Below are 20,680 nucleotides of genomic sequence, written 5' to 3'. Positions count from 1 at the left end.
CTCCCACGGCCCCTGTGCCACGCGGCCCCCACAAGTCACAAGCGACTGCGCGGCCGCCACCGAGACGAGACAGACGCCCTGCTAGCCGAGTGAATGATAAGAGTCATTCTCATGCACTCGATGCAGCTTGCTTGAATATGAATCGCGGTTCGCGTAATTAGTTTCGTATTTCGCGTAACTATCTCTGCTAGCCTGCTGACCCATGATCGATAGGCCCGAGCCCGCTTCCGGCGGGAATGCCGCCGACGCCCCGGCAGCCAGCCCAGCGCCAGACTCCAGTTCGGCCACCGGCCTCTCGGGCCAGGTCCCTGGAGAGCCAGTGGGGCACCCCCCCGGCCCCTCCCCCGAGACCGCGCCGTCCATCGGTGCCCGGCCCGCAGGCGCGGCCGAACAACCGGTTGCCGGACCGGCCGTGGGAACGGCCGTCGCGATGGTCGGAGCGGGGTCGGGCGGGACGGTGTTGGACGGGGAGGCACCGGAGGAGGAAGCAGCCGACCATGAGGCGCCGCACGGGCGGTGCCAGGTGTGCCGGGAGCCGCTCCCCGCGCCGCCGCGGCGCCACGACGGCAAGTACAAGGGCGGTCGTCGCCGCCTGTACTGCCCACCGCCCCGCGACTGCAAGGAACGGGCCCAGGCGCGACGTGAGTCCCGCCTGGCCGAGGCGATCAGCGATCCGCTCCGGCTGGTGGTCACGGTCGCCGACGAGGCCGTGCCGGCCATGACTGACCTGCGCGACACCCTGGCCAAGGCGGTCGATGCCCTCAGCGTGATCAAGGAGGCGAGCAGCGCCGAGGTCACCGCGGCCAAGGCCGAAGTCGCTTCCGCCCAGGACGCGGCCGCCGCCGCGCAGCATGAAGCCGGGCAAGCCACCGAACGCGCCGCCCTTGCCGCCGCCGCGCAAGAACGTGAACGGCAGGCCCGCCAGGATGCCGAGCGGGCGGCCGAGCAAGCCCGGAAGGAGGCCGCTCAGGTCGAGCGGCACGCCGCCGACACCGTCACCGCGCACGAGCAAGCACGAACCCAGGCCGAGCGCGCCGCCGCTCTGGCCAAGCGGGCCGAGGAATCACTGGCCGGGCAACTCCAGGACGCCCTCACCCGGCTTCAAGACCAGACCGCTGCGCGGGAGCGGGCGCAGCGGGAACTGACCGACTGCCGCACCGAGCTCGCCGCCGCGCAGGCCACCGCCCGCACCGCGCGAACGGCCGCCGAGGCCGGTCACGCCAGAGCCGACCAGGCCGTCCAACGCGCTAACGAGGCCGAACGCGCCGCCGCCAGCGCCATCGCGCTCACCGAGAGGGCCGAGCAAACCGCCGCCGACCTTCGGCTGGAGAACGCTGCCGCTCGCGCCGAGGCTGACCAGGCACGCCTGGAGGCGCACGCCCTCACCACCACGGTGCGGTCTCTCGAACGTGACCGCGACACCGCCCGCGCCGACGCCGACCGACAGCGCGAACGCGCCGTCCAGGCCGAGTTCCAGGCCCAGCGAGCCCTAGCCGAACTCGCCCGACGTGATGAGGCCGACCAAGGGCACACGCTTCCCCATGTGTCCCCCGCCCCGGATCAGGGTCAGGGTGAGTAGAAGTTCGCCGCGGCCGAATGCAGGTTTTTCACTAGCGTGCGGCTCTGGTGGCGCAGAGCGGGTGACCTGTGCGGTGCTTGGAAACGAGGCTGTCGTCGTCCTGCACGGGAATGGCCCCGGCCCTGGTGAGCGCCTCTTTGAGGTGTTTCCGCGCCTTCGCGTACCACACCGCGGGGCTCAGGTCCTTGGCCATCGCGGGCGGCACTTCGACGTCCTCCTCGACTCCGGCGCCGTCGTCGCTCGAGACCAGCCCGGACATGATCGAGTCGGACATCGTGGAGTCAGAGGTCGAACCGGAACTGGACGAGCTGGAGCTGGGACGAGCCGGACGCCGGTGTCCACTTCACCTGTTTGGCGGCGCTGCGGTCCTTCGCGTTCGGCTCGTAGTCGAAGTTGCTCTCAAGCGGAGTGCTCTCCAGGGCCTCGTGCATCTTCTCGAGGGTGGACTGCCAGGTCATCGACTTCTTGAGATAGGTGTACGGGACGTCGCGCAGCAGCTCTCCGTACCGATGTCCGGGTAGTGCCTCGATGTAGGCGCGCAGCTCGATGACGTTGTCGAGCGCGTCCGCCGGGGTCTGGCCGACCACCTCCGACCGCACCAGGTCTGTGAAGCCGTGCCAGGGCGACAGGTGGCTCCGGCGGTGGCGAACCGCTCGGCGCGGTCCGCGGGGCCGTCGTCTTCGGCCCGGCCACGGTGGCCGGGCCGGAGACGGCGGAGTACCAGTACGCGCCGACGTCGTTACGGGGCCTTGCCGACGGTCGGGACGACGGCGGTCCGCAGGATGGCGGTCACGACCAGCGCCCGCTCGTCGTAGCGCTTCCCGGTGGCGTCGTCGGTGAAGTGGACGACGGAGCTGTCCCGGGTCCCCAGCAGGCGGTAGGTCCGCCGGTCCAGGATCAGCGTGAGCCGCGACTCCGGCGAGCGGACCGCGCCGAGGTCGACCCCGACGCCGTGGCGGCCGGCCGCGTCGACGACGTCGCGGTCGAGCGTCACCCCGGGCAGCCCGGCCAGCGCCCGGTAGGCGGCGCTGCGGGCGCCGGGCGGCAGGTTCGGCTGCTGCAGCCAGCCGCTGAGGAACGCCTTGACCTCCATGGGGTTGGCCTTGGTCGTGTGGCCGTCCGCCCCGACTCCCGGATGGGTGGCGAACCGCAGGAGCCGCGCGGGGTCGGTCGGGAGGGCGTCAAGGGCCTTCTGGGGCGAGAACGGGAGTCCCGCGTAGAACCCCGGGTCGCCGCGCAGGAACCCCGGCGGCACCTTGCCCCGCTGGTGGACGAACGACTTGTCGCGGCCCCTGCGGTGCATGTCCGGGCGCGGCGACCACGACTGGAGGCGGTCGGTCCGGAACGGGCCGTTCGGGGCCCCGACCTTCAACACCTGCTCGGCGTACAGGAACTTGCCGGGCGGGAGCCTCAGGGAGGGGCTCTTGGCGGAGACCAGCGCCGCCCGGTTCAGGAAGTCCGCCGCCTCCGACCGCGGCCGCTCGCTCCCGCCGTCGGACTGGACGATCACCACGCCCGCGGCGGTCGCCGCCGCCAGTGCCAGTCCCCCGGCCAGCGCCGTCCGCCGTCCGAACACCAGACGATGGGCCCGGGTCGAACCGGGCGCGGCGATGCCCGCCGTGAGCCGGGCCCGGCCCTCGGCGAGCCGGTCGGCGGGCGGCTCGCCGACCTCCGCGCGGACGCTGTTCACCACGTCGAGCTCGTTCATCGGGATTCTCCTTCGGCAGCGGTCGTCAGGGGGTTGCGGTCGCCGAGGGCGGTCCGCAGCTTGCGCCGGGCCCGGTTCAGCCGGGAGCGGATCGTCCCGACGGGGACGTCGAGCGCCTGCGCCGCCTGCTCGTAGGACAGGTCGGCCCACGTCACCAGCAGCAGCGCCTCCCGGTCCCTGGCCGACAGGCGCGCCAGCGCGGCGGCCGCCGTCACCCGCACGTCGACCTGGTCGGCGTGCGAGCGGACGGACGGGTCGCCGCCCATCCGCGCCATCGCCCGGTACACGCGCACCTCCGTCCGGCGGTGCCGGGCGATGAGGTTCCCCGCGATCCCGTACAGCCAGGGCAGCGCCTCGGCCCGCGAGGGGTCGAAGCCCCCGCGCCGTTGGAAGGCGATGAGGAAGGTCTCGGCGACCAGGTCGTCGGCGTGGCCGTCGCCGAGCCGCCGGGCGACGTAGCGGTGCAGCCGGGGCGCGTGCCGGTCGTACAGCAGCGCGAACGCCTCCGGCTCCCGCGTCGACCGCCGGATCACCTCCCCGTCGCTCTCGGCGGATATTCGAGCGGGTGCGTTCACGGGCGGCTCCGATCGTGTTCCATCCGGACACCCCCTTTTCGCCGCACGCCCCGGAAAAGTTCGCCCGCGCCGCGCGCTCAGACCTGGGGGTCGAGGAACACCCTTCCGAGGGGACGGTCCTCGACGACGCGCCGTTGGGCCTCGGCGGCCTGCTCCAGGGGGTAGACCCGGTCGATCGCGGGCTCGACGGCGCGGGCGGCGAGGTGCCCCAGCAGGGTGCGGTAGGTGTCGGCGATCTCCCGCTGGGTGAACGCGGTGAACAGGAAGCCCTCCAGCCGCGCGGTCTTCCAGATGAGGTCGGTGACGTCGATGGCGGCCTTCGTCCCGGCGGTGTAGCCGATGCTGACCAGGACTCCGCCGCGCCGCAGCGTGCCGAGGGCCGGGCCGGTGAGGTCGCCGCCGAGGCCGTCGAGGACGACGTCCGCCCCCGCGCCGCCGGTCAACCGCGCGACCCCGTCGCCGAGCGTCTCCCGCTCCAGGTCGATGACCGCGAGGTTCCCCGCGGGCGGGACGGCGGCGAGGCGGTCCGCGCCGCGGACGGTGGAGATCACCTGCGCGGCCCCGAGTATCGGAGCGACCTGGGCGGCGGCGTAGGCGACGGCCCCGTAGATCCCGGGGGCGAGGACGACCTGCCCCGGCCGCATCCGCGCGGTCTTGGTGAGCGCCAGCCAGGCGGTCAGATACCCCGCACCGGCCGCCAGGGCGGCGGCGTCGTCATCGCCGACCTCGTCGGGGACGGGGACGAGGTGATCCGGCGGGACGGCCGCCAGTTCCCGCCAGGTGCCGTCGCGGGTCGTGCCGTAGCCCCAGCCGCACAGCAGGACGCGCGCACCGGGCGCGTGCCCGGACGCGCCGGGATCGGCGACGCGGCCCACGGCGCTGGCCCCCGGCACCAGCGGCGGCGGTTTGCGCATCGACGCGGGCAGGACACCGGCGCGGACCTTGTCGTCGAGGGGGCTGACGCCGGCGCGGGCGATCCGGATCGTCACGGCGCCGGCGTCCGGTTCCGGGTGCGGCAGCTCCTCGATCCGCAGGGCGTCCCGTCCGCCGAACTCGTGGAAGCGGACGGCGCGCATCAGGCCAGCCTCTGCGCGTTGAGCCAGACGGTGCCGGGGTTGAGCCGGTCGGGGTAGCGGCGGGTCATCTCGTCGAAGAACGTCCGCGCCGCGGGCTTGTCGTCGAGCACCCGGCGGGCGGTGCGCAGGTATTCGGCGGTCTCGTCGAGGATGCGCGGGTCGTCGGCACGTGAGGCGTCCTTGTGCCCGGCGACCACGGCGGTCGGACGCAGGTCGCGCACGGTGTCGATGGCGCGGAGCCAGGCGTCGATGCCGCCGTCGAGCCCGCCGTCGGCGAGGTACTGGTGGAGGTTGTTGTAGGCGACGTCGCCCGCGACGACCAGTCCGAGCGCGGGGACGTGCAGCACCGTGGAGTCGTCGCAGTCGCTGTGCCCGACCTCGACCGCGCGCAGCGCGTGTCCCTCCAGGGTGAGGCCGTCGGCCGGGAGCACCCGGGCGGACACCTCGATGTCGGGGAGCTGGCCGGGGAACAGGCCGTCCCAGAACTCCTTGCGCCGTCCGGTCGCCGAGGCGCGCATGAGCCGGACGGTGCCCTCGGTGGCGTGGACCCGCGCCCCGGGGAAGCGCCCGGCCAGCGGCGCCGCGCCGAACCAGTGATCGCCGTGGCCGTGGGTGATGTAGATGTGGGCCAGCCGCTTGCCGGAGCGTTCCACCCAGTCGCCGACCAGGCGGGTCTGCTCGACCGTGAACGGCGGATCGACCAGGACCGCGTCCGTGTCACCGGAGATGAGGGTGGTCGACAGCGGCGACCACATCTGCGGCGCCCCGGTCGGCAGGGTGCCGGTGGTGGGGATCGGCTCGGACACGAACACCTCGTACGACAGCGCCGCCGTACTCGACTCGGGCATGGCCTGACTCCTTAGACGATCACCTTGTATCCTAAGGATGGAAGGTATCTTAAAGATAGAAACTCCGGAGAGTGGATCATGTCACACCGCCGATTGGACGTCGAGGACCTCCGGCCGTACTGCCCGTACTACGCCGCGGCGATGGACATGATCGGCCGCCGCTGGGCCGCGACCGTGCTGCGCGCGCTCCTCGGCGGCGCGACCCGGTTCAGCGACATCGCGGCGGCCGTCCCGGACATGACCCACAAGCTGCTGTCGCAGCGGTTGAAGGACCTCGAAGCCGACGGGCTCGTCGAACGCGACGTGCGGCCCACCACCCCGGTGCGGATCGAGTACCGGCTGACCGAGAAGGGCGCCGCGCTCGGCAGGGTCCTCCTCGACCTCAACCAGTGGGCGCTGGAATGGATCGAGCTCCCGGCCGAACCCTGACGCCCCGAGTTCGGCCCGTGCGGGCTGGAAGGTGTCGAAGGCGCGGCGGCGGCCCCTACGCCGAGACCGCCGAGGTCCTCGCCCGGTACACGATCGTCGAGTGCGACGGCTTCGACCGCGCGTCGGAGATCACCGCGCGGCTCGCCCGCCGACCGGCCGCCGGACGGCGACGACACGCTGATCCTGCTGTTCCTGTGCTGCCACCCGGTGCTGTCCCCGGAGCAGCAGGTCGCGCTGACGCTCCGCTCGGTCGGCGGGCTGAGGACCGGGGAGATCGCCCGCGCGTTCCTCGTCCCGGAGGCGACGATGGGGCAGCGGATCAGCCGGGCCAAGCGGCGGATCCGCGACAGCGGCGTCCCGTTCCGGATGCCCGCGCCCGGCGACCGCGACGCGCGCCTGGCCGCCGTCCCGCACGTCCTCTACCTGGTGTTCGGCGAGGGGTACACGGCCACGGCGGGCACGCGGCTGTTCCGCGGGGAGCTGGCCGCCGAGGCGATCCGGCTCGCGCGGACCCTGCACCGGCTGCTCGCCGTCCGCGCGCACCTGCTGGAGATGTCCGGGGACGCCGCCGGGCGCGGGAGGTGTACCGGGCGGCGGCCCGGCGCACGCACAGCGTCCCCGAGCAGCGCTACCTCAACGGCCGCGCGGCCCGCCTGTGACACACGCGGGCCGGATGCGGGCATGGTTCGAGGGGCGGCGAAACGTCCCGGGGGCAGCGTGGGGGCATGACCGCTCCCACCTCCCCGCCCCGCGCCGCGCAGGCCGGGCCCGCGCCCCGGCGCGGCGCGACGCTGGCCGTGCTGTGCGCCGGGATGTTCCTGGTCCTGCTGGACGTGACGGTCGTCAACGTCGCCCTCCCCGGCATCGGGCGGGCGCTCGGCACCGGACTGCCCGCGCTGCAGGGCGTCGTGGACGGGTACGCCGTCGCGATCGCCGGGCTGCTGCTCGGCGGCGGCGCGCTCGGCGACCGGATCGGGCACCGCCGCACCACGCTGCTCGGCCTCGCGCTGTTCGGCGCCGGGTCCCTGGCCTGCGGCGCGGCGCCCGGCGCGGGCCCGCTGATCGCGGCGCGGGCGGTGCAGGGGGCGGGCGCCGCGCTGCTGCTGCCCGGCAGCCTCGCGCTGATCACCGCCCTGTATCCGGGGCGGGCCGAGCAGGCGCGGGCGCTCGGGGTGTGGGCGGGCGTGTCGTCGACGGCGCTGCCCGCCGGGCCGCTGCTCGGCGGGGTCCTGGTCGACTCGGCGGGGTGGCGGTGGATCTTCCTGCTGAACGTGCCGATCGTGGTGGCCGCGGCGGTCGGGGTGCGGGCCCTGGTCGGCGACCCGGGCCGGGCCCCGCGCGCGGACGTGCCGCTGGACCGCGCCGGGACGCTCCTCGCCCCGCTTGTCCTTGGCGGCCTGGTGTGGACGGTCATCGCCGCGGGCCACGGCCACCGCGCCGCCGCCGTCATCGCCGCCGATGCGAGCGTCGCGGCCGCCGCGGGGTTCGCGGTCGCCGAGCGGCGCGCCGCCGCGCCGATGCTGCCCGGCGGGCTGCTGCGCGCCCCGGCGTTCCTCGGCGCCGCCGCCATCGCGCTGATCATGAACCTGGTGACCAACGGGATCCTGTTCGTCGCGACGCTGGAGCTGCAGCAGGCCGGGCACCGGTCCGCGTTCACGGCGGGCGCGATGCTGCTGCCGATGGCGGTGCCGCTGGCGCTGCTCGCCCCGGTCAGCGGACGCCTCACCGCCCGGTACGGCACCCGCCTCCCGCTCGGCGCGGGCGCCGCGATCGCCGCCGCGGGATGCCTGTCGCTGCTCGGCGCGGGCGGCGACGGCGGCTACGGGCCGCTGCTGCCCGCGCTGCTCGCCGTCGGGATCGGCGACGGCCTGATCGTCACCGCCGTGGTCGCCGCGTCGATGCGCGCCGTCCCGCCCGCGCACGCCGGGCTCGCCGGGGGCTTCAACAACACCGCCCGGCAGGTCGGGACCGCGCTCGGCGTCGCGGTGTTCGGGGCGGTCGCCGGGCCCGCGTCGCTGCCCGGGGAGTTCGCGTCCGGGCTGCACGCGCTGGCGTGGGCGAGCGTCGCGCTGTGGGTGGCGGCGCTCGCGCTGACCCGCGCCGTCCCCAACCGCTGAACCCGCCCGCCCGGCCCCCGTCTGCGGCCGTTCGGGTGGGAAAACCGGTTGGCGGGGCGGCGGCGGTCCCTTACAACGGTCGGCATGCTCCGCAAGTACCCCCGGACCCGGCACATCGAAGGGTCCCGGCTCCAGCCCGGCGACCACGACCTCGCCGCCGTGCCGTTCGCGGACGTCGCGGGGCGGTACCTGGTCGTGGAGGAGAAGCTCGACGGCGCCAACGCCGGGATCAGCTTCACCCCGGCCGGGGAGCTCCGGCTGCAGAGCCGCGGCCACTACCTGACCGGCGGGCCCCGCGAGCGCCAGTTCGGGCCGTTGAAGGCGTGGGCGGCGTCCGTCCAGCACGTCCTGCGGGAGCGGCTCGGCGATCGGTACGTGCTGTACGGGGAATGGCTGTACGCCAAGCACACCGTCTTCTACGACGCGCTCCCCCACTACTTCTGCGAGTTCGACGTGCTGGACCTGTCGGACGGGACGTTCCTGTCGACGGCGGCGCGGCGTGAGCTGCTGGCCGGGACGCCGGTGGTGTCTGTGCCCGTCCTGTACGAGGGGCCGCTGCCGGACCTGGCGGCGCTGACCGCGCTCGCCGGGCCCTCGACGTGCCGCACCCCGCGGTGGCGGGACGCGCTGCGCGCCGCCGCGGCGGCGGGCGGCGCCGACCCCGACCGCGCCGCCGCCGAGTCCGACTCCGCGGAGGAGATGGAGGGCCTCTACATCAAGGTGGAGGAGGGCGGCACAACGGTCGACCGCTACAAGTGGGTCCGGCCGACCTTCCTCACGGCGATCCTGGACGCGGGGACGCACTGGCAGGACCGGCCGATCGTCGCCAACGGCCTCGCCGACCCGGAGGTGCTGTATGCGGGTGTTCGATGAGCTGTGCCCGGAGCCGCCGGGCTGGGCCCTGGACTGGGACCGGGTCCGCGACGCGTTCGGCTGGGTCCGGGACCTGGCGGGCGTCCCGCAGGACGCGGTGTTCCACGGCGAGGGCGACGTGGAGACCCACACCCGGATGGCGTGCGAGGCGCTCGCGGCGATGCCGCAGTGGCGGTCCCGGCCGCGCGGGGAGCGGACGCGGCTGTTCGCGGCCGTGCTGATGCACGACGTCGCCAAGCCGCACTGCACCGCCCTGGACGACGGCGGCCGGATCACCGCGCGCGGCCACTCCCGGCGCGGCGACCTGATGGCGCGGCGGATCCTGTGGGAGCTCGGCGCGCCGGTGGAGTGGCGCGAGCACGTCGCCGCGCTGATCCGCCACCACCAGGTGCCGTTCTGGGCGCTGGAGCGCCCCGACCTGCAGCGGATCGTGTTCCGCGTCAGTCTCCTGGCCCGCAACGACGACCTGGTGCTGCTGGCGTCGGCCGACATCCTCGGCCGCGTGTGCCCCGACGCGGCCGAGCTGCTGGACAACGTCGCGCTGTACGGCGATTACTGCGCGGAGGAGGGCTGCCTGGACGGGCCGCGCGCGTTCCCGTCCGACCACGCGCGGTTCTGGTACTTCCGCAAGCCCGGCCGCGACCCCGGCTACGCCGCCTACGACGACACGCGGCTGACCGCGACGATCCTGTCGGGGCTGCCGGGCGTCGGCAAGGACCACTGGATCGCCGCGCACCGCCCGGACGTCCCGGTCGTCAGCCTGGACCGGCTGCGCGCCGAGCTCGGCGTGTCCCCCGCCGGGGACCAGCGGGCGGTCGCGGCGGCGGCGCACGAGCAGGCCCGCGGGCACCTGCGCGCCGGGCGGTCGTTCGTGTGGAACGCCACGAACGTGTCGCGGTCGCAGCGCGAGGCGTGCGCGGGGCTGATCGCCGGGTACCGGGGGCGGGTGGAGGTGGTGGCGCTGGAGGCGCCGCCGGAGGTGGTCCGCGACCGGAACCGGGGGCGGCCCTCGCCCGTTCCGGACGCGGTGGTCGACCGGCTCGTCCGCCGCTGGGAGACCCCGGACCCGACCGAGGCGCACCGCGTCCGCTGGCTCACCACCGCCTGACCCCGTCCCGGCCGCCTCCCCTGGCGGGCGGTGACGTTTAGCCGCCCAGCAGAGGGAACGGGTTTCGGCGACCTTCTTTCAGCGAGCTTCGCGACGAGCACGTGAGGGGGCCGGAGGCGATGAGCATCGTGCGGCCGACATACGACGGCGAGACCGAGGCCGGAACAACGGCAGGGGCCGGGACCGGGTCCGGGATGCCGGGCGCGCACCGGCACGACCCGGGCGGCGCCCCTGAGTTGAACGGCGCGCGCCCCGGGCGGGACGGGCGCCACGAGGCCGGGACGGGTGAGCTGGTCAAGCAGGCGGCGCAGCAGGTCTCGGAGCTGATGCGCGCCGAGATGCGGCTGGCGGCGGCCGAGCTGAAGGACAAGGCCCGGCACGCCGGGACCGGCGCGGGCATGCTCGGCGGCGCCGCGCTCGTCGCCCTGTACGGGGTGGCGGTGCTGCTGGCGGCCGCGGTCGCCGCGATCGCGGTGGCGCTGCCGGTGTGGGCGGCGGCGCTGATCATCGGCGGGTTCCTGATGCTGGTCGCGGGCGTCCTCGCGATCCTCGGCCGGGCCCAGGCCAGACGCGCCACGCCGCCCAAACCGGAACAGGCGATGGGCGAGGCCAGGCAGACGATGGCCGAGCTCAAGGAGAGGGCGACGCACCGATGACCACGCAGGGCAAGCACGGCGCGGCCGCCGGAACGGCGGAGCTGCGCGAGGACGTCGACCGCGCCCGCCACGACCTGGGCGAGACGGTGGAGCAGCTCGCCGCCAAGGCCGACGTGAAGGCCCTGGCCAGGGAGAAGGCGGAGCAGGTCCGCGAACGCGCGGCCGACGCCGCCGCGCGGGCCAGGGACGTCGCCGCCTGGCAGGGCGGCAGATGGGCCGGTATCGGGGCCGCCGGGGTGGGCGCCGCCGCGCTCGGCGCGGTGTGGTTCCGCAGCCGCCGCTCGTCCGGCGGAGGCGGCCGCGCCGTCGCGATGCCGGACCGGCTGCGCGGCTCCGGACGCAGCGGCCCCGGCCTGCGTGTCCGCACGCGGCGGATGACCGGACGGCTGGGCCGGCAGGCCACGCGGACGCCCTCTTGGGCGCCGGCGTGGATGCCCTCGGCCATCAGCTCGCGGATGCCCGGCAAGTCGCCCGGTGGGATGCTCGGCCGGATGCCCGCCGGTGTCCGCTCCCGGATGCCCGGGAAGATGCCCGGGAAGATGCGCGGCGGAACGGCCGGTGGGATGTCGGGCGGGATGCGCGGGCGGGTTCCGGGGCGGGGCGGACGCCGTCGTTCGTCTCTCTGAGCGGGAGGCCGGTCATGGGCGCCACCCCCGCCAAGGGCGCACCCGGTAGGCCGCTGGCCCTGCCCGCAGGGTCGTGGTGGCAGGCGCTGAAACGCGCCTTCGCCGGATATCAGCGCGACAACCTGTCCGACTGGGCCGCCGCGCTCACCTACTACTCCGTCCTGTCGATCTTCCCGGCGATGCTGGTGGTGGTGTCGCTGGTCGGGCTCGCCGGACGGTCGGTCACCGCGGACCTCATCGACAGCGCCGGGAAGATCGCGCCAGGGTCGGTGAAGCAGGTCCTGGTCAGCTCGATCGACCAACTCCAGGGCAACCGCGCCGGGGCGGGCGCGGTCGCGCTCGTCGGGCTCGGCGCGGCGATCTGGTCGGCGTCGGGGTATGTCGGGGCGTTCATGCGCGCCGCCAACGTCGTCTACGACGTCCCGGAGGAGCGGCCGTTCTGGAAGACCGTCCCGCTCCGGGTGGCGCTCACGCTGGTCTCGCTGGTGCTGCTGTCGGCATCGGTGATCGCGGTGGTGGTGTCGGGTCCGCTGGCGCGCGAGGCGGGCGACCTGCTCGGGCTGGGCTCCCAGGCCGTCACCGCGTGGAACATCGCGAAGTGGCCGGTGCTGCTGCTGATCGTGGCGTTCCTGTTCTCGCTGCTGTACTGGGCGGCGCCCAGCACCAGGCACCGCTTCCGGTGGGTGACGCCCGGCGGGATCCTGGCGATCCTGCTGTGGCTGGCGGCGTCGGGGCTGTTCGCGCTGTACGTGTCGGGGTTCTCGTCCTACAACAAGACCTACGGCAGCCTGGCCGGGATCATCGTGTTCCTGATCTGGCTGTGGATCACGAACCTGGCGATCCTGCTCGGCGCGGAGCTGAACGCCGAGCTCGAGGAGCGCGCGGCCGAGCGCGGCGGGACGGCCCCCGCCGAGGACGGAAACACGACGATTCCCGGCGATCACGGGTCGCACAAGGCCGATCACCGTGAATAGGATCGTCGCATGCTCCGTCCGGACTACCCGATCGAGACCGAGCGGCTGACCCTGCGGCCGTTCCGCGAGGCCGACCTCGACGACCTGTACGCCTACCAGTCTCTGCCCGAGGTGGCGCGGTTCCTGTACTGGGAGCCCCGCGACCGGGAGGAGTCGCGCACGTTCCTGAAGCAGAAGATGAGCGCGTCCACGGTGGAGAAGGAGGGCGACTGGCTCGTCCTCGCGGCGGTGTGGCGCGAGACCGGCGACCTGGTCGGCGAGGTCAACCTGCAGTGGCGAAGCAGGGAGCACCGGCAGGGCGAGATCGGCTACATCTTCAACCCGGCCTTCCACGGCCGGGGGTTCGCGACCGAGGCCGCCGAGGTGGTGCTGCGGCTCGGGTTCGAGGGCCTGGACCTGCACCGCGTGTGCGGTCGGCTGGACGGCCGCAACAGCGCGTCCGCCCGGGTGCTGGAGCGGCTCGGGATGCGCCGGGAGGCGCACCTGGTGCAGAACGAGATCGTCAAGGGCGAGTGGTCCGACGAGGTCGTGTACGCGATGCTGCGCCACGAGTGGGACGCCCGCGACCAGACCTCCTGACAGGCGGCGCGTTCAGCGTTCGGCCTGCTCGGCGAGCGTCCGGGCCAGGTCGCGGACGTGGCCGCGCAGCTCGTCGGGCCGCCGGACGGTGAAGGGGAACCCGAGCCCGGCCAGCATCCGCGCCATCCCGTCGAGGCGTTCGGCGCGGGTGGCCAGCAGCACTCCCCCGCCGGGCTCCTCGGTCAGTGTCGCGACGGTCGCCGGGACGCGGCGGCGCACCTCGTCCAGCCCGGCGTCCAGGAGCACCTCCACCTCGTGCGCGTACGGGACGCGGGCCAGCGACAGCGTGACGTCGCGGACGGGGTCGGCGTCGCCGGGGATCTCGTAGCGGGCGTCGCCGGGTTCGGCGGACACGACCCGGTCGACGCGGAACGTGCGGACCTCGCCGCTGCGGTGGTCGTGCCCGGTGACGTACCAGCGCCCGGAGTGGAACACCAGCCCGTAGGCGTCCAGGTCCCGTTCGGTGTCCTCGCCGCGCCAGGACCGGTACCGCAGCCGGACGCGGCGCCGTTCCCGCGCGGCCGCGGCGAGGGTGAGGACGGCGCCGGTATCCGGTGCGGCGGCGTCGCGGGCGGGGGCGGTGAAGCCGAGGGTTTCGCGCAGCGCCTGGACGCGGTCGCGGAGCGCGGCGGGCAGCACCCGCTGCACCTTGGCCAGGGCGCTCTCGGTGGCGGCGCCGGTCAGGCCGGTGCGGCGGGCGGCGAGCAGGCCGAGGACGACGGCGGCGGCCTCGTCGTCGGTGAGCATGAGCGGCGGCAGCTTGTAGCCGGGCAGGAGCCGGTATCCGCCGTGCGGGCCGCGGTCGGCGGTGACGGGGACGCCGAGGTCGTCCAGGCGCGCGGCGTAGCGGCGGACGGTGCGCTCGTCGACGCCGAGCCGCCGGGCGAGTTCGCCGCCGCGCATGCGGTGGTTGGCCTGCAGCAGCTCCAGCATCGCCAGCACGCGGGTCGTCGGATGTGACACGGGTCTCTCACTTGATCCGGGCGGGTTCTGTCCGGTACCGACCGTAGCGTGGGTCGTGACGACGGAGGGAAGGACGGCCGACATGGCGACATTCGTTTTGGTCCCGGGGCACTGGTTCGGGGCGTGGGTGTGGGACGGGGTGGCCGCGGGGCTGCGCGCGGCGGGCCACGACGTCCGCGCGGTGACGCTCACCGGGGTGGCCGAGCGCGCCGCGCAGGCGACACCGGACGTGGACGTCGACACCCACGCGGCCGACATCGTCGAGGTGGTCGAGGGCGGCGGCCTCGCCGGGGTCGTGCTCGTCGCGCACAGCGGCGGCAACATGGCGGCCACGGCCGCCGCCGACCGGATCCCGGACCGGATCGCGCGGGTCGTCTACGTCGACACCGGGCCGATGCCGGACGGTCTGGCCGGGATCGACTTCCACGACCCGGAGACGCGGGCGGCGCTGGAGAAGCGGGTGGCCGAGGACGGCGGCGGCTGGCTGATCCCCGTGCCGCCGTTCGACGCGGACGCCGACCCGGTGAACCTCGCCGGGCTGTCGGCGGAGACGCTGGCGGCGATGCGCGAGCGCGGGACGCCGCAGCCGTTCGGGACGGCGTCGCAGCCCGCGGCGCGTCCCGATCCGCTGCCGGACACGCCGCGCACGGTGGTCGCGTCGACGTTCCCGATCGAGGCGGTGCGGCGGATGGGCGAGGAGGGCGTCCCGGTCTTCGCGGCGATGACCGGCCCGGAGTGGACCTACCGGGAGCTGCCGACCGGCCACTGGCCGATGCTCTCGCGTCCGGCGGACCTGGCGGCGGTCCTGGCCGACCTGGCCTGACCCGGCATCCACGGGGGCCGTTCGGGGGTGGTGGTCGCCGGAATGTCGCAGGGTGCCGCCATGATGGGGCGGCCCGGTTCCGGCGCGGCGGCGGCTGCCGCTCCGGAACCGGGCCCCGCACCGGGCGCCTGGGTCAGTGCCGGTAGTGGAGGCCGTGCCCGAACGGGTAGAGGACGCGGCCGGGCTCGTCGCGGACGGGGACGGCGACGGGGAGCCGCCCGCCCGGGTTCAGCTCGCCGAACAGGGCCCCGGCGGCCGATCGGACGGCTTCGGCGGTGTAGGAGTAGGTGGCGAGGTAGGTCGCGGCCTCCGGGAACCAGGCTATGTCGTAGGGGTCGCGGACGGCGATGACGACGACGGGCGTCCCGGTCGCGACGAGCGCCTTGATCAGGTCGGCCTGGCCGGGGCCGTTGTGGCCGGGTTCGTCCTTGACGTCCCAGGCGCGGTTGGTGACGGCGACGACGAGGTCCCGTCCTTTGGCGTCGGCGGCGGCCTGGTCGATCTGGGCCCTGCCGGGGCTGAGGCCGGTCTGCCGGACGGCGGTGGCGGCGCCGCGGCGGGCGATCTCGGCGGCGAGGGAGGCGGTGGTGGCCGCGCCCCATCCGGTGACCAGGACGTTCCGCGGCCCGGGCCGCAGCGGCAGGACGCCGGCGTCGTTCTTGACGAGGGTGACGGCGTGGTCGGCGGCGCGCTGCGCGGCGGCCAGATGGGCGGGGGTTCCGACGACGTCGCCGACGCGGGTCTCGTCGGCGTAGGGGTCGCGGAACAGGCCGCGGCGCCGTTTGACGTCCAGGATCCGGTACACCGACTCGTCGACGCGCCGTTCGGTGAGCTCGCCGGATCGGACGGCGGCGACGACGGCGGCGAGCTGGCGGGGGAACACGCCGGTTCCGGCGGCGTCCGCGGGCGGTTTGAGCAGGACGTCGGCGCCGGCCTTGAGGGCGAGGACGGGGATCCGCTCGTCGCCGTACTTGTCGCGGACGCCCTGCATGTCGAGCGCGTCGGTGACGACGACGCCGCGGTAGTGGAGCCGGTCGCGCAGGATGCCGGTGAGGATGGGCCGCGACAGGGTGGCGGGGTCGCCGGAGGGGTCCAGGGACGGCACGACGATGTGCGCGGTCATGATCGAGTCGACGCCGCGGGCGATGGCGGCGCGGAACGGCGGCAGGTCGAGCCGCTCCCACTCCGCGCGGGTGTGGCCGATCTGCGGGACGCCGGTGTGGCTGTCGGTGGTGGTGTCGCCGTGGCCGGGGAAGTGCTTGGCGGTCGGGGTGACCCCGGCGGACCGGTATCCGCCGATCTGCGCGGCGGCCATGGACGCGACGAGCGAGGGGTCGGATCCGAAGGACCGCACGCCGATGACGGGGTTGGCGGGGTTGACGTTGACGTCGGCGTCGGGGGCGTAGTCCTGGTTGACGCCCACCGCGCGCAGTTCCTGCCCGGTGATGCGGGCGAGGGCGCGGGCGTCGCCGGTGCGGCGTCCGGCGGCGATGGCCATCGCGCCGGGCGACTGGGTGGCGGGCGGCTGGAGACGGGCGACGATGCCGCCCTCCTGGTCGATGGCGACGGTGGCGGGGATCCGGTGCGGCTGCGCGGCGGCGGCGCGCTGGATGCCGTTGGAGAACGCGGCGAGCTGCGGCGGGTCGGCGACGTTCTCTCCGTAGTAGATGAACCCGCCGGGCCGGTAGCGGGCCATGACCTGCGCGGCGTTGTCGGCCCCGTACAGCTTCCGGTTGGCGGCGACGGCGGCCGGGTCGGCGGTGTCGGCGCTCTTGCCGTAGATCTGCAGGACGAACAGCTGCGCGGCCTTCTCCTCCAGCGGCATGGACCGGATCAGCCGCAGCAGCCCCGGGTCCTTCCCAGCGTGCGAGCTGGCGCCGGCGGTGCCGGGGCCGAGGGCGGTGAGTCCGGTGACGGCGAGCGTCCCGGCGGCGACCCCGGCGACCCACCGCCTCCGCGCCCTCCCCCGCCCGGTCCTGTGGTTTCGGGGACGGTTCATGACGGCTCCCTCCCGCCCCCGAGAAGTCCCGATGATCAAGCTCTCCGCTGGCAAGGTAACCCGGCGCCGGGGCGCCGTCCACGGCAAAGGTCGACGACGGCGGGGGGTCATTTGCGGCCGAGCCACCGCATGATCGTGCCGGCGGGCGCGACGGGTTCGGTGAGGGGGTGCTCCTCGATCTCGTAGCGCCGGACGTAGGCGGAGGCGAACGCCTGGATGCTGGCGCCGACGGGCAGGGCGAGGACGACGCCGATGGGTCCGGCGACGGCGGCGCCGGCGAGGATCAGCCCGAACGCGACGGCGGGGTGCATGTCGAGGGTGCGGGCGGTGATGCGGGGCTGCAGGAGGTAGTTCTCCAGTTGCTGGTAGGCGATGACGAACAGCAGCATCCACAGCGCGGTGGACGGCGCGACGGTCAGCGCGATGAGGATGGGCACGGCCCCGGCGAGGTAGGTGCCGATGGCGGGGATGAACTGGGACACGACGCCGACCCAGAGGGCGAGGGTGGCGGCGTAGGGGACGCCGAGCCCGATCATGGCGATGTAGTGGGCGACGGCGGAGATGAGGGCGAGCAGGGCGCGGGAGTAGATGTAGCCGCCGGTCTTGTCGACAGCGATCTCCCACGCCCACAGCACCTGCCGCTGCCGCCGGGGCGGGAGCAGGGAGCAGACGGTGCGGCGGAACTGGGGTCCCTCGGCGGACAGGTAGAAGCTGAACAGCAGCACGCCGAGGCCCTTGAACACGACGCCGAACGCGGTGGCGCCGATGCCCCACACGTTCTGGGCGAGGCCGGCCAGGTGCCGGGACAGGGTGCCGGTGACGGTGGGGAGCCGTTCGAACAGGGTGTCCTGGGAGATCCGCGTGCCGAAGGTGTCGTTGACCCAGGAGATGAGGTGCCGGACGTAGCCGGGGAACCCGTCGATGAGGTTTGTCGCCTGGGTGGCGAGCAGGGATCCGATGCCGCCGAGGAACCCGGCGCCGAGGGCGGCGGCGACGATGAACGTCAGGCCGGTCGCGGGCCCGCGCCGCCAGCCGCGGCGGGCGAGCCAGTTGACGGCGGGTTCGATCGCGAACGCGATGAACAGGGAGGTCAGCAGGAGCATCAGCAGTTCGCGGAGGCGTTCCAGCAGCCACAGCCCGCCCATGAACAGCAGGACGATGGCGCCGGCGAGCAGGAACGCGCGGGGCAGCCACCCCGGCATGCGGGCCGGGCCGCCACCGCCGCCGCTGCCGTTGCGGGCGGGGTGGGGCGGGCCGGGCGCGTCGGGCGGGAGGTCGGCGGGTGCGTAGGCGGCCGTGTCGCCGGGCGGCTGCGGCATGCTCGCACGCTAACCGCGCCGCCCGGTTCCGCCCGGGCGCCGCCGTGCGTCCGATACCGGGTCTTTGCCGACTCTTCAGTCGATCGCGGCGGTCAGTGGACGACGTCGAAGACGTTCTTCTGCAGGCCGTTGGCGTAGGCCTCGTGCTCGACGAGCCGCAGTTTCTGCGCGTCCTTGTCGGTGTCGCTGAACAGCCGCTTGCCCGCGCCGAGCAGCAGCGGGAAGACCAGCAGGTGGTAGCGGTCGATGAGCCCGGCGTCGGACAGGCCGTGGTTGAGGGCGGCGCTGCCGTGGACGATGATCGGGCCGCCGTCGGTCTCCTTCAGGGCGGCGACCTCGTCCAGGGACCGCAGGATGGTCGTCTCGGACCAGTTGTCGACCAGGTCGGCGTCGGTGAGGGTGGTCGACACGACGTACTTCGGCATCGTCTTGTACTCGGCGAACTCGGCCATGTCGGGCCAGACGGGGCTGAACGCCTGGTAGCTGACGCGGCCCAGGAGCATCGCGGTGGCCTCCTGCTGCTCGCGGCCCTTGATCTCGAACGCGTCGGGGAGGAAGTCGACGTGCTTGAAGGTCCAGCCGGAGTTGCGGTAGCCGGGCTCGCCGCCGGGCGCCTCGACGACGCCGTCGAGCGAGACGAAGGCGGTGCTGATCAAGGTGCGCATCGGTTCTCCTGAAGGTCTCGTCCTGTCGTGTCGCCGCCGTGGCCGGGGGCGTCCCGCCGGTTCCGGGGCCGTGTGCCCGGTCGTGCTCGGGTTCCGGAAGAGTATGCGGCGGCACCGACAGAACACCGGCGAACGCGCGGACGCCCTGGCCCGCCCCGGCCCGCGGCGGGGCGCGGCGGGGGTCAGGTGTCGAGGAGCTCGGAGATCGCGCGGTCGAGGCGGGCCTTGCGCCCGGCCGGGGTGCGGGCCTTCAGCAGCGGCAGGATCAGCAGGTAGCGGGCGGTCTTGTCGAGGGCGTCGAAGCGGGCGGCGGCGCCGGGTCGGGCGGCGAGCGCGTCGGCGAGGTCGGGTGGGACGGACACGTCGCGCTGGGCGGCGTAGGCGGCGTCCCAGCGTCCGTCGGCGCGGGCGGCGTCGATCTCGGCGAGGCCGGGCGGCCGCATCCGCCCGGCGGCGATCAGCGCCTCGGCCTTGGCGACGTTCTTCGCCGACCAGGGGCTGCCCTTGCGGCGCCGCGAGTACCGCTGCAGGTAGCTGTGCTCGTCGCGGGACCTGCGGTGGCTGTCGATCCAGCCGTAGCACAGCGCGACGTCGAGGGCGGCGGCGATGGTGAGGGACGCGACGGGCGCGCCCTTCTTGGCGATCGTCAGCCAGGCTCCGGTGCCGGCGTCGTGGTGGCGGGCCAGCCACGCCTCCCATTCGGCGGCGTCGGCGAAGTGCAGCGCGCTTCCCGGGTCGTCCATGTCAGCGGCCGGGGACGGCGCCGCCGTCGGCGGCGTCGGTGCTGGTCGGGGCGCGCATGCAGGGTCTCCTGGCGGTGTTGGGCCGGTCTCGGAAGCCTATGCGGGCCGGGGCGGGTGTCGGTCGTCCAGGACGGTGATGTCGAGGGCGCGGAGCCGGCCCGGGTCGGCGATCATCTCGTAGGCGGCGACGCGGCCGTCGCGGACGGTGACGGCGAGGGCGAGCAGGAGCCGTCCGTGCGGGGCGAGGACGGCGCCGGCCGCGCCGCCGACCAGGGCGGGCGCGGCGTAGCGGGCGCGGCGCCCGAACATCTGCATCTCGCGGGCGACGTCGGCGGCGCCGGTGACGGTGCGGGGGCGGCCGGGGGCGAGCGCGGCGGCGTCGGCGGTGCGGACGACGCCGGGCGCGAGGACGGCGAGGAGGGCGTCCAGGTCGCCGCCGCGGGCGGCGGCGAGGAACGCCTCGACGACGCGGCGCTGCGCGGCGAGTTCGGCGGGCGGCGCGGCGGGGGCGCCGCGGACGCGGCGGCGGGCGCGGCTGGCGAGCTTCTTGGCGGCGTCGGGGCTGCGGTCGACGACGGCGGCGATCTGGTCGAACGGCACGGCGAACACGTCGTGCAGGACGAACGCGACGCGTTCGGCGGGGCCGAGGGCGTCCAGCACGACGAGCATGGCGCGGCCGACCGAGTCGACCAGCTCGGCCTCGTGCTCGGGGTCGCCGTCCTCGGCCTGGACGGGCGAGTGCCAGCCGAGCGGGTCCTCGCGGCGGGCGGCGCGGGCGCGGAGCATGTCCAGGCAGACCCGGGACACGACGGTGCGCAGCCACGCCTCCAGGCTGTAGATGCGCGCGGGGTCGGCGCGGGTGAGGCGCAGCCACGCCTCCTGGACGGCGTCGTCGGCCTCGCCGGCGGAGCCCAGCATGCGGTAGGCCACCGCGCGGAGCCGGTCGCGGTGGGCCTGGAACCGTTCGGCCAGGGCGGCGTGCTCGGACATCGGTCACCTTTTCTCGTCGGGGTCCGTCTG

The 20,680-nt window shown here is 74.6% G+C and carries 23 protein-coding genes; 11 read left to right on the top strand and 12 right to left on the bottom strand.

Annotated features, from left to right (window positions below; translation table 11 throughout):
• The first annotated feature begins 457 nt into the window (after positions 1–457).
• Complete coding sequence (locus FXF65_RS08340) at positions 458–1,579, top strand: coiled-coil domain-containing protein (RefSeq protein ID WP_187412175.1); 1,122 nt, start codon at positions 458–460, stop codon at positions 1,577–1,579.
• A gap of 31 nt (positions 1,580–1,610) precedes the next feature.
• Here FXF65_RS08340 and FXF65_RS08335 read toward each other — a convergent pair whose 3' ends face one another.
• The 6 genes from FXF65_RS08335 to FXF65_RS08310 form a co-directional block, all read right to left on the bottom strand.
• The gene (locus FXF65_RS08335) at positions 1,611–1,838 is read right to left on the bottom strand and encodes a hypothetical protein (protein ID WP_148349139.1); all 228 of its coding nucleotides are present in this window, start codon (positions 1,836–1,838) and stop codon (positions 1,611–1,613) included.
• Between the two features lie 22 nt (positions 1,839–1,860).
• Complete coding sequence (locus FXF65_RS08330; protein WP_148349138.1) at positions 1,861–2,178, bottom strand: hypothetical protein; 318 nt, start codon at positions 2,176–2,178, stop codon at positions 1,861–1,863.
• 140 nt (positions 2,179–2,318) lie between these two features.
• Positions 2,319–3,287, bottom strand: coding sequence for a CU044_5270 family protein (locus FXF65_RS08325; RefSeq protein WP_148349137.1), 969 nt, complete (start codon positions 3,285–3,287; stop codon positions 2,319–2,321).
• Positions 3,284–3,862, bottom strand: a complete 579-nt coding sequence (locus FXF65_RS08320; protein ID WP_187412174.1) for an RNA polymerase sigma factor — start codon at positions 3,860–3,862, stop codon at positions 3,284–3,286. Before FXF65_RS08320 ends, FXF65_RS08325 begins: the two co-directional genes overlap by 4 nt.
• Positions 3,863–3,939: 77 nt before the next feature.
• Positions 3,940–4,938, bottom strand: coding sequence for a quinone oxidoreductase family protein (locus FXF65_RS08315; RefSeq protein ID WP_148349136.1), 999 nt, complete (start codon positions 4,936–4,938; stop codon positions 3,940–3,942).
• Positions 4,938–5,786, bottom strand: a complete 849-nt coding sequence (locus FXF65_RS08310) for an MBL fold metallo-hydrolase (RefSeq protein WP_148349135.1) — start codon at positions 5,784–5,786, stop codon at positions 4,938–4,940. Before FXF65_RS08310 ends, FXF65_RS08315 begins: the two co-directional genes overlap by 1 nt.
• Before the next feature lie 78 nt (positions 5,787–5,864).
• On the opposite strand from FXF65_RS08310, the gene FXF65_RS08305 reads away from it, so the two are divergent.
• From FXF65_RS08305 to FXF65_RS08265, 9 genes are all read left to right on the top strand, one after another.
• Positions 5,865–6,215 carry a winged helix-turn-helix transcriptional regulator gene (locus FXF65_RS08305; RefSeq protein ID WP_148349134.1) on the top strand — a complete coding sequence of 117 codons (351 nt, stop codon included), beginning with the start codon at positions 5,865–5,867 and terminating at the stop codon, positions 6,213–6,215.
• 24 nt (positions 6,216–6,239) lie between these two features.
• Positions 6,240–6,944 (top strand): sigma factor-like helix-turn-helix DNA-binding protein, encoded by a 705-nt coding sequence (locus FXF65_RS46185; protein ID WP_148349133.1) that lies wholly within the window; start codon positions 6,240–6,242, stop codon positions 6,942–6,944.
• Positions 6,941–8,332 (top strand): MFS transporter, encoded by a 1,392-nt coding sequence (locus tag FXF65_RS08295; protein ID WP_246198418.1) that lies wholly within the window; start codon positions 6,941–6,943, stop codon positions 8,330–8,332. Before FXF65_RS46185 ends, FXF65_RS08295 begins: the two co-directional genes overlap by 4 nt.
• A gap of 84 nt (positions 8,333–8,416) precedes the next feature.
• Entirely contained in the window at positions 8,417–9,205 is a 789-nt protein-coding gene (locus FXF65_RS08290) for an RNA ligase family protein (RefSeq protein ID WP_148349132.1), read from the top strand.
• Entirely contained in the window at positions 9,189–10,313 is a 1,125-nt protein-coding gene (locus tag FXF65_RS08285) for an AAA family ATPase (protein WP_148349131.1), read from the top strand. Before FXF65_RS08290 ends, FXF65_RS08285 begins: the two co-directional genes overlap by 17 nt.
• A gap of 119 nt (positions 10,314–10,432) precedes the next feature.
• Complete coding sequence (locus FXF65_RS08280) at positions 10,433–10,969, top strand: phage holin family protein (RefSeq protein WP_246198417.1); 537 nt, start codon at positions 10,433–10,435, stop codon at positions 10,967–10,969.
• On the top strand, positions 10,966–11,595 hold the full coding sequence (locus FXF65_RS08275) for a DUF3618 domain-containing protein (RefSeq protein ID WP_148349130.1): 630 nt from the start codon (positions 10,966–10,968) through the stop codon (positions 11,593–11,595). The genes FXF65_RS08280 and FXF65_RS08275 overlap by 4 nt, the downstream gene beginning before the upstream one ends.
• Before the next feature lie 14 nt (positions 11,596–11,609).
• Positions 11,610–12,569: a YihY/virulence factor BrkB family protein gene (locus FXF65_RS08270; protein ID WP_148349129.1), complete on the top strand. Its 960-nt coding sequence runs from the start codon at positions 11,610–11,612 to the stop codon at positions 12,567–12,569.
• A 9-nt stretch (positions 12,570–12,578) separates the two neighbouring features.
• Entirely contained in the window at positions 12,579–13,148 is a 570-nt protein-coding gene (locus FXF65_RS08265) for a GNAT family N-acetyltransferase (RefSeq protein ID WP_148349128.1), read from the top strand.
• Positions 13,149–13,160: 12 nt separating this feature from the next.
• Here FXF65_RS08265 and FXF65_RS08260 read toward each other — a convergent pair whose 3' ends face one another.
• A complete protein-coding gene (locus FXF65_RS08260; RefSeq protein WP_148349127.1) occupies positions 13,161–14,111 on the bottom strand; it encodes a helix-turn-helix transcriptional regulator in 951 nt (316 codons plus the stop codon).
• Positions 14,112–14,193: 82 nt separating this feature from the next.
• Here FXF65_RS08260 and FXF65_RS08255 point away from each other — a divergent pair, with 82 nt between their 5' ends.
• The gene (locus tag FXF65_RS08255; RefSeq protein ID WP_148349126.1) at positions 14,194–14,934 is read left to right on the top strand and encodes an alpha/beta fold hydrolase; all 741 of its coding nucleotides are present in this window, start codon (positions 14,194–14,196) and stop codon (positions 14,932–14,934) included.
• A gap of 133 nt (positions 14,935–15,067) precedes the next feature.
• On the opposite strand, the gene FXF65_RS08250 is transcribed toward FXF65_RS08255, so the two are convergent.
• The 5 genes from FXF65_RS08250 to FXF65_RS08230 form a co-directional block, all read right to left on the bottom strand.
• On the bottom strand, positions 15,068–16,933 hold the full coding sequence (locus FXF65_RS08250) for a glycoside hydrolase family 3 protein (RefSeq protein ID WP_148349125.1): 1,866 nt from the start codon (positions 16,931–16,933) through the stop codon (positions 15,068–15,070).
• 107 nt (positions 16,934–17,040) lie between these two features.
• Positions 17,041–18,252: an AI-2E family transporter gene (locus FXF65_RS08245; RefSeq protein WP_148349124.1), complete on the bottom strand. Its 1,212-nt coding sequence runs from the start codon at positions 18,250–18,252 to the stop codon at positions 17,041–17,043.
• 92 nt (positions 18,253–18,344) lie between these two features.
• Positions 18,345–18,917: a dihydrofolate reductase family protein gene (locus tag FXF65_RS08240; RefSeq protein ID WP_148349123.1), complete on the bottom strand. Its 573-nt coding sequence runs from the start codon at positions 18,915–18,917 to the stop codon at positions 18,345–18,347.
• A 182-nt stretch (positions 18,918–19,099) separates the two neighbouring features.
• A complete protein-coding gene (locus tag FXF65_RS45810) occupies positions 19,100–19,660 on the bottom strand; it encodes a YdeI/OmpD-associated family protein (protein ID WP_148349122.1) in 561 nt (186 codons plus the stop codon).
• A gap of 96 nt (positions 19,661–19,756) precedes the next feature.
• The gene (locus FXF65_RS08230) at positions 19,757–20,650 is read right to left on the bottom strand and encodes a sigma-70 family RNA polymerase sigma factor (RefSeq protein ID WP_148349121.1); all 894 of its coding nucleotides are present in this window, start codon (positions 20,648–20,650) and stop codon (positions 19,757–19,759) included.
• Positions 20,651–20,680: the final 30 nt, after the last annotated feature.

This window comes from Actinomadura syzygii (genome assembly GCF_008085905.1).
Taxonomy (GTDB): Bacteria; Actinomycetota; Actinomycetes; order Streptosporangiales; family Streptosporangiaceae; genus Spirillospora; species Spirillospora syzygii.
This window is presented reverse-complemented; position numbering and strand designations above follow the sequence as displayed.

Coding starts and splice junctions, on each gene's coding strand:
- FXF65_RS08265 (WP_148349128.1), top strand. CDS start 12,579: ATGCTCCGTCCGGACTACCCGATCGAGACCGAGCGGCTGACCCTGCGG.
- FXF65_RS08230 (WP_148349121.1), bottom strand. CDS start 20,650: ATGTCCGAGCACGCCGCCCTGGCCGAACGGTTCCAGGCCCACCGCGAC.
- FXF65_RS08280 (WP_246198417.1), top strand. CDS start 10,433: ATGAGCATCGTGCGGCCGACATACGACGGCGAGACCGAGGCCGGAACA.
- FXF65_RS08285 (WP_148349131.1), top strand. CDS start 9,189: ATGCGGGTGTTCGATGAGCTGTGCCCGGAGCCGCCGGGCTGGGCCCTG.
- FXF65_RS08255 (WP_148349126.1), top strand. CDS start 14,194: ATGGCGACATTCGTTTTGGTCCCGGGGCACTGGTTCGGGGCGTGGGTG.
- FXF65_RS08295 (WP_246198418.1), top strand. CDS start 6,941: ATGACCGCTCCCACCTCCCCGCCCCGCGCCGCGCAGGCCGGGCCCGCG.
- FXF65_RS08315 (WP_148349136.1), bottom strand. CDS start 4,938: ATGCGCGCCGTCCGCTTCCACGAGTTCGGCGGACGGGACGCCCTGCGG.
- FXF65_RS08250 (WP_148349125.1), bottom strand. CDS start 16,933: ATGAACCGTCCCCGAAACCACAGGACCGGGCGGGGGAGGGCGCGGAGG.
- FXF65_RS45810 (WP_148349122.1), bottom strand. CDS start 19,660: ATGGACGACCCGGGAAGCGCGCTGCACTTCGCCGACGCCGCCGAATGG.
- FXF65_RS08245 (WP_148349124.1), bottom strand. CDS start 18,252: ATGCCGCAGCCGCCCGGCGACACGGCCGCCTACGCACCCGCCGACCTC.
- FXF65_RS08305 (WP_148349134.1), top strand. CDS start 5,865: ATGTCACACCGCCGATTGGACGTCGAGGACCTCCGGCCGTACTGCCCG.
- FXF65_RS08270 (WP_148349129.1), top strand. CDS start 11,610: ATGGGCGCCACCCCCGCCAAGGGCGCACCCGGTAGGCCGCTGGCCCTG.
- FXF65_RS08275 (WP_148349130.1), top strand. CDS start 10,966: ATGACCACGCAGGGCAAGCACGGCGCGGCCGCCGGAACGGCGGAGCTG.
- FXF65_RS08335 (WP_148349139.1), bottom strand. CDS start 1,838: ATGTCCGGGCTGGTCTCGAGCGACGACGGCGCCGGAGTCGAGGAGGAC.
- FXF65_RS08310 (WP_148349135.1), bottom strand. CDS start 5,786: ATGCCCGAGTCGAGTACGGCGGCGCTGTCGTACGAGGTGTTCGTGTCC.
- FXF65_RS08240 (WP_148349123.1), bottom strand. CDS start 18,917: ATGCGCACCTTGATCAGCACCGCCTTCGTCTCGCTCGACGGCGTCGTC.
- FXF65_RS08325 (WP_148349137.1), bottom strand. CDS start 3,287: ATGAACGAGCTCGACGTGGTGAACAGCGTCCGCGCGGAGGTCGGCGAG.
- FXF65_RS08290 (WP_148349132.1), top strand. CDS start 8,417: ATGCTCCGCAAGTACCCCCGGACCCGGCACATCGAAGGGTCCCGGCTC.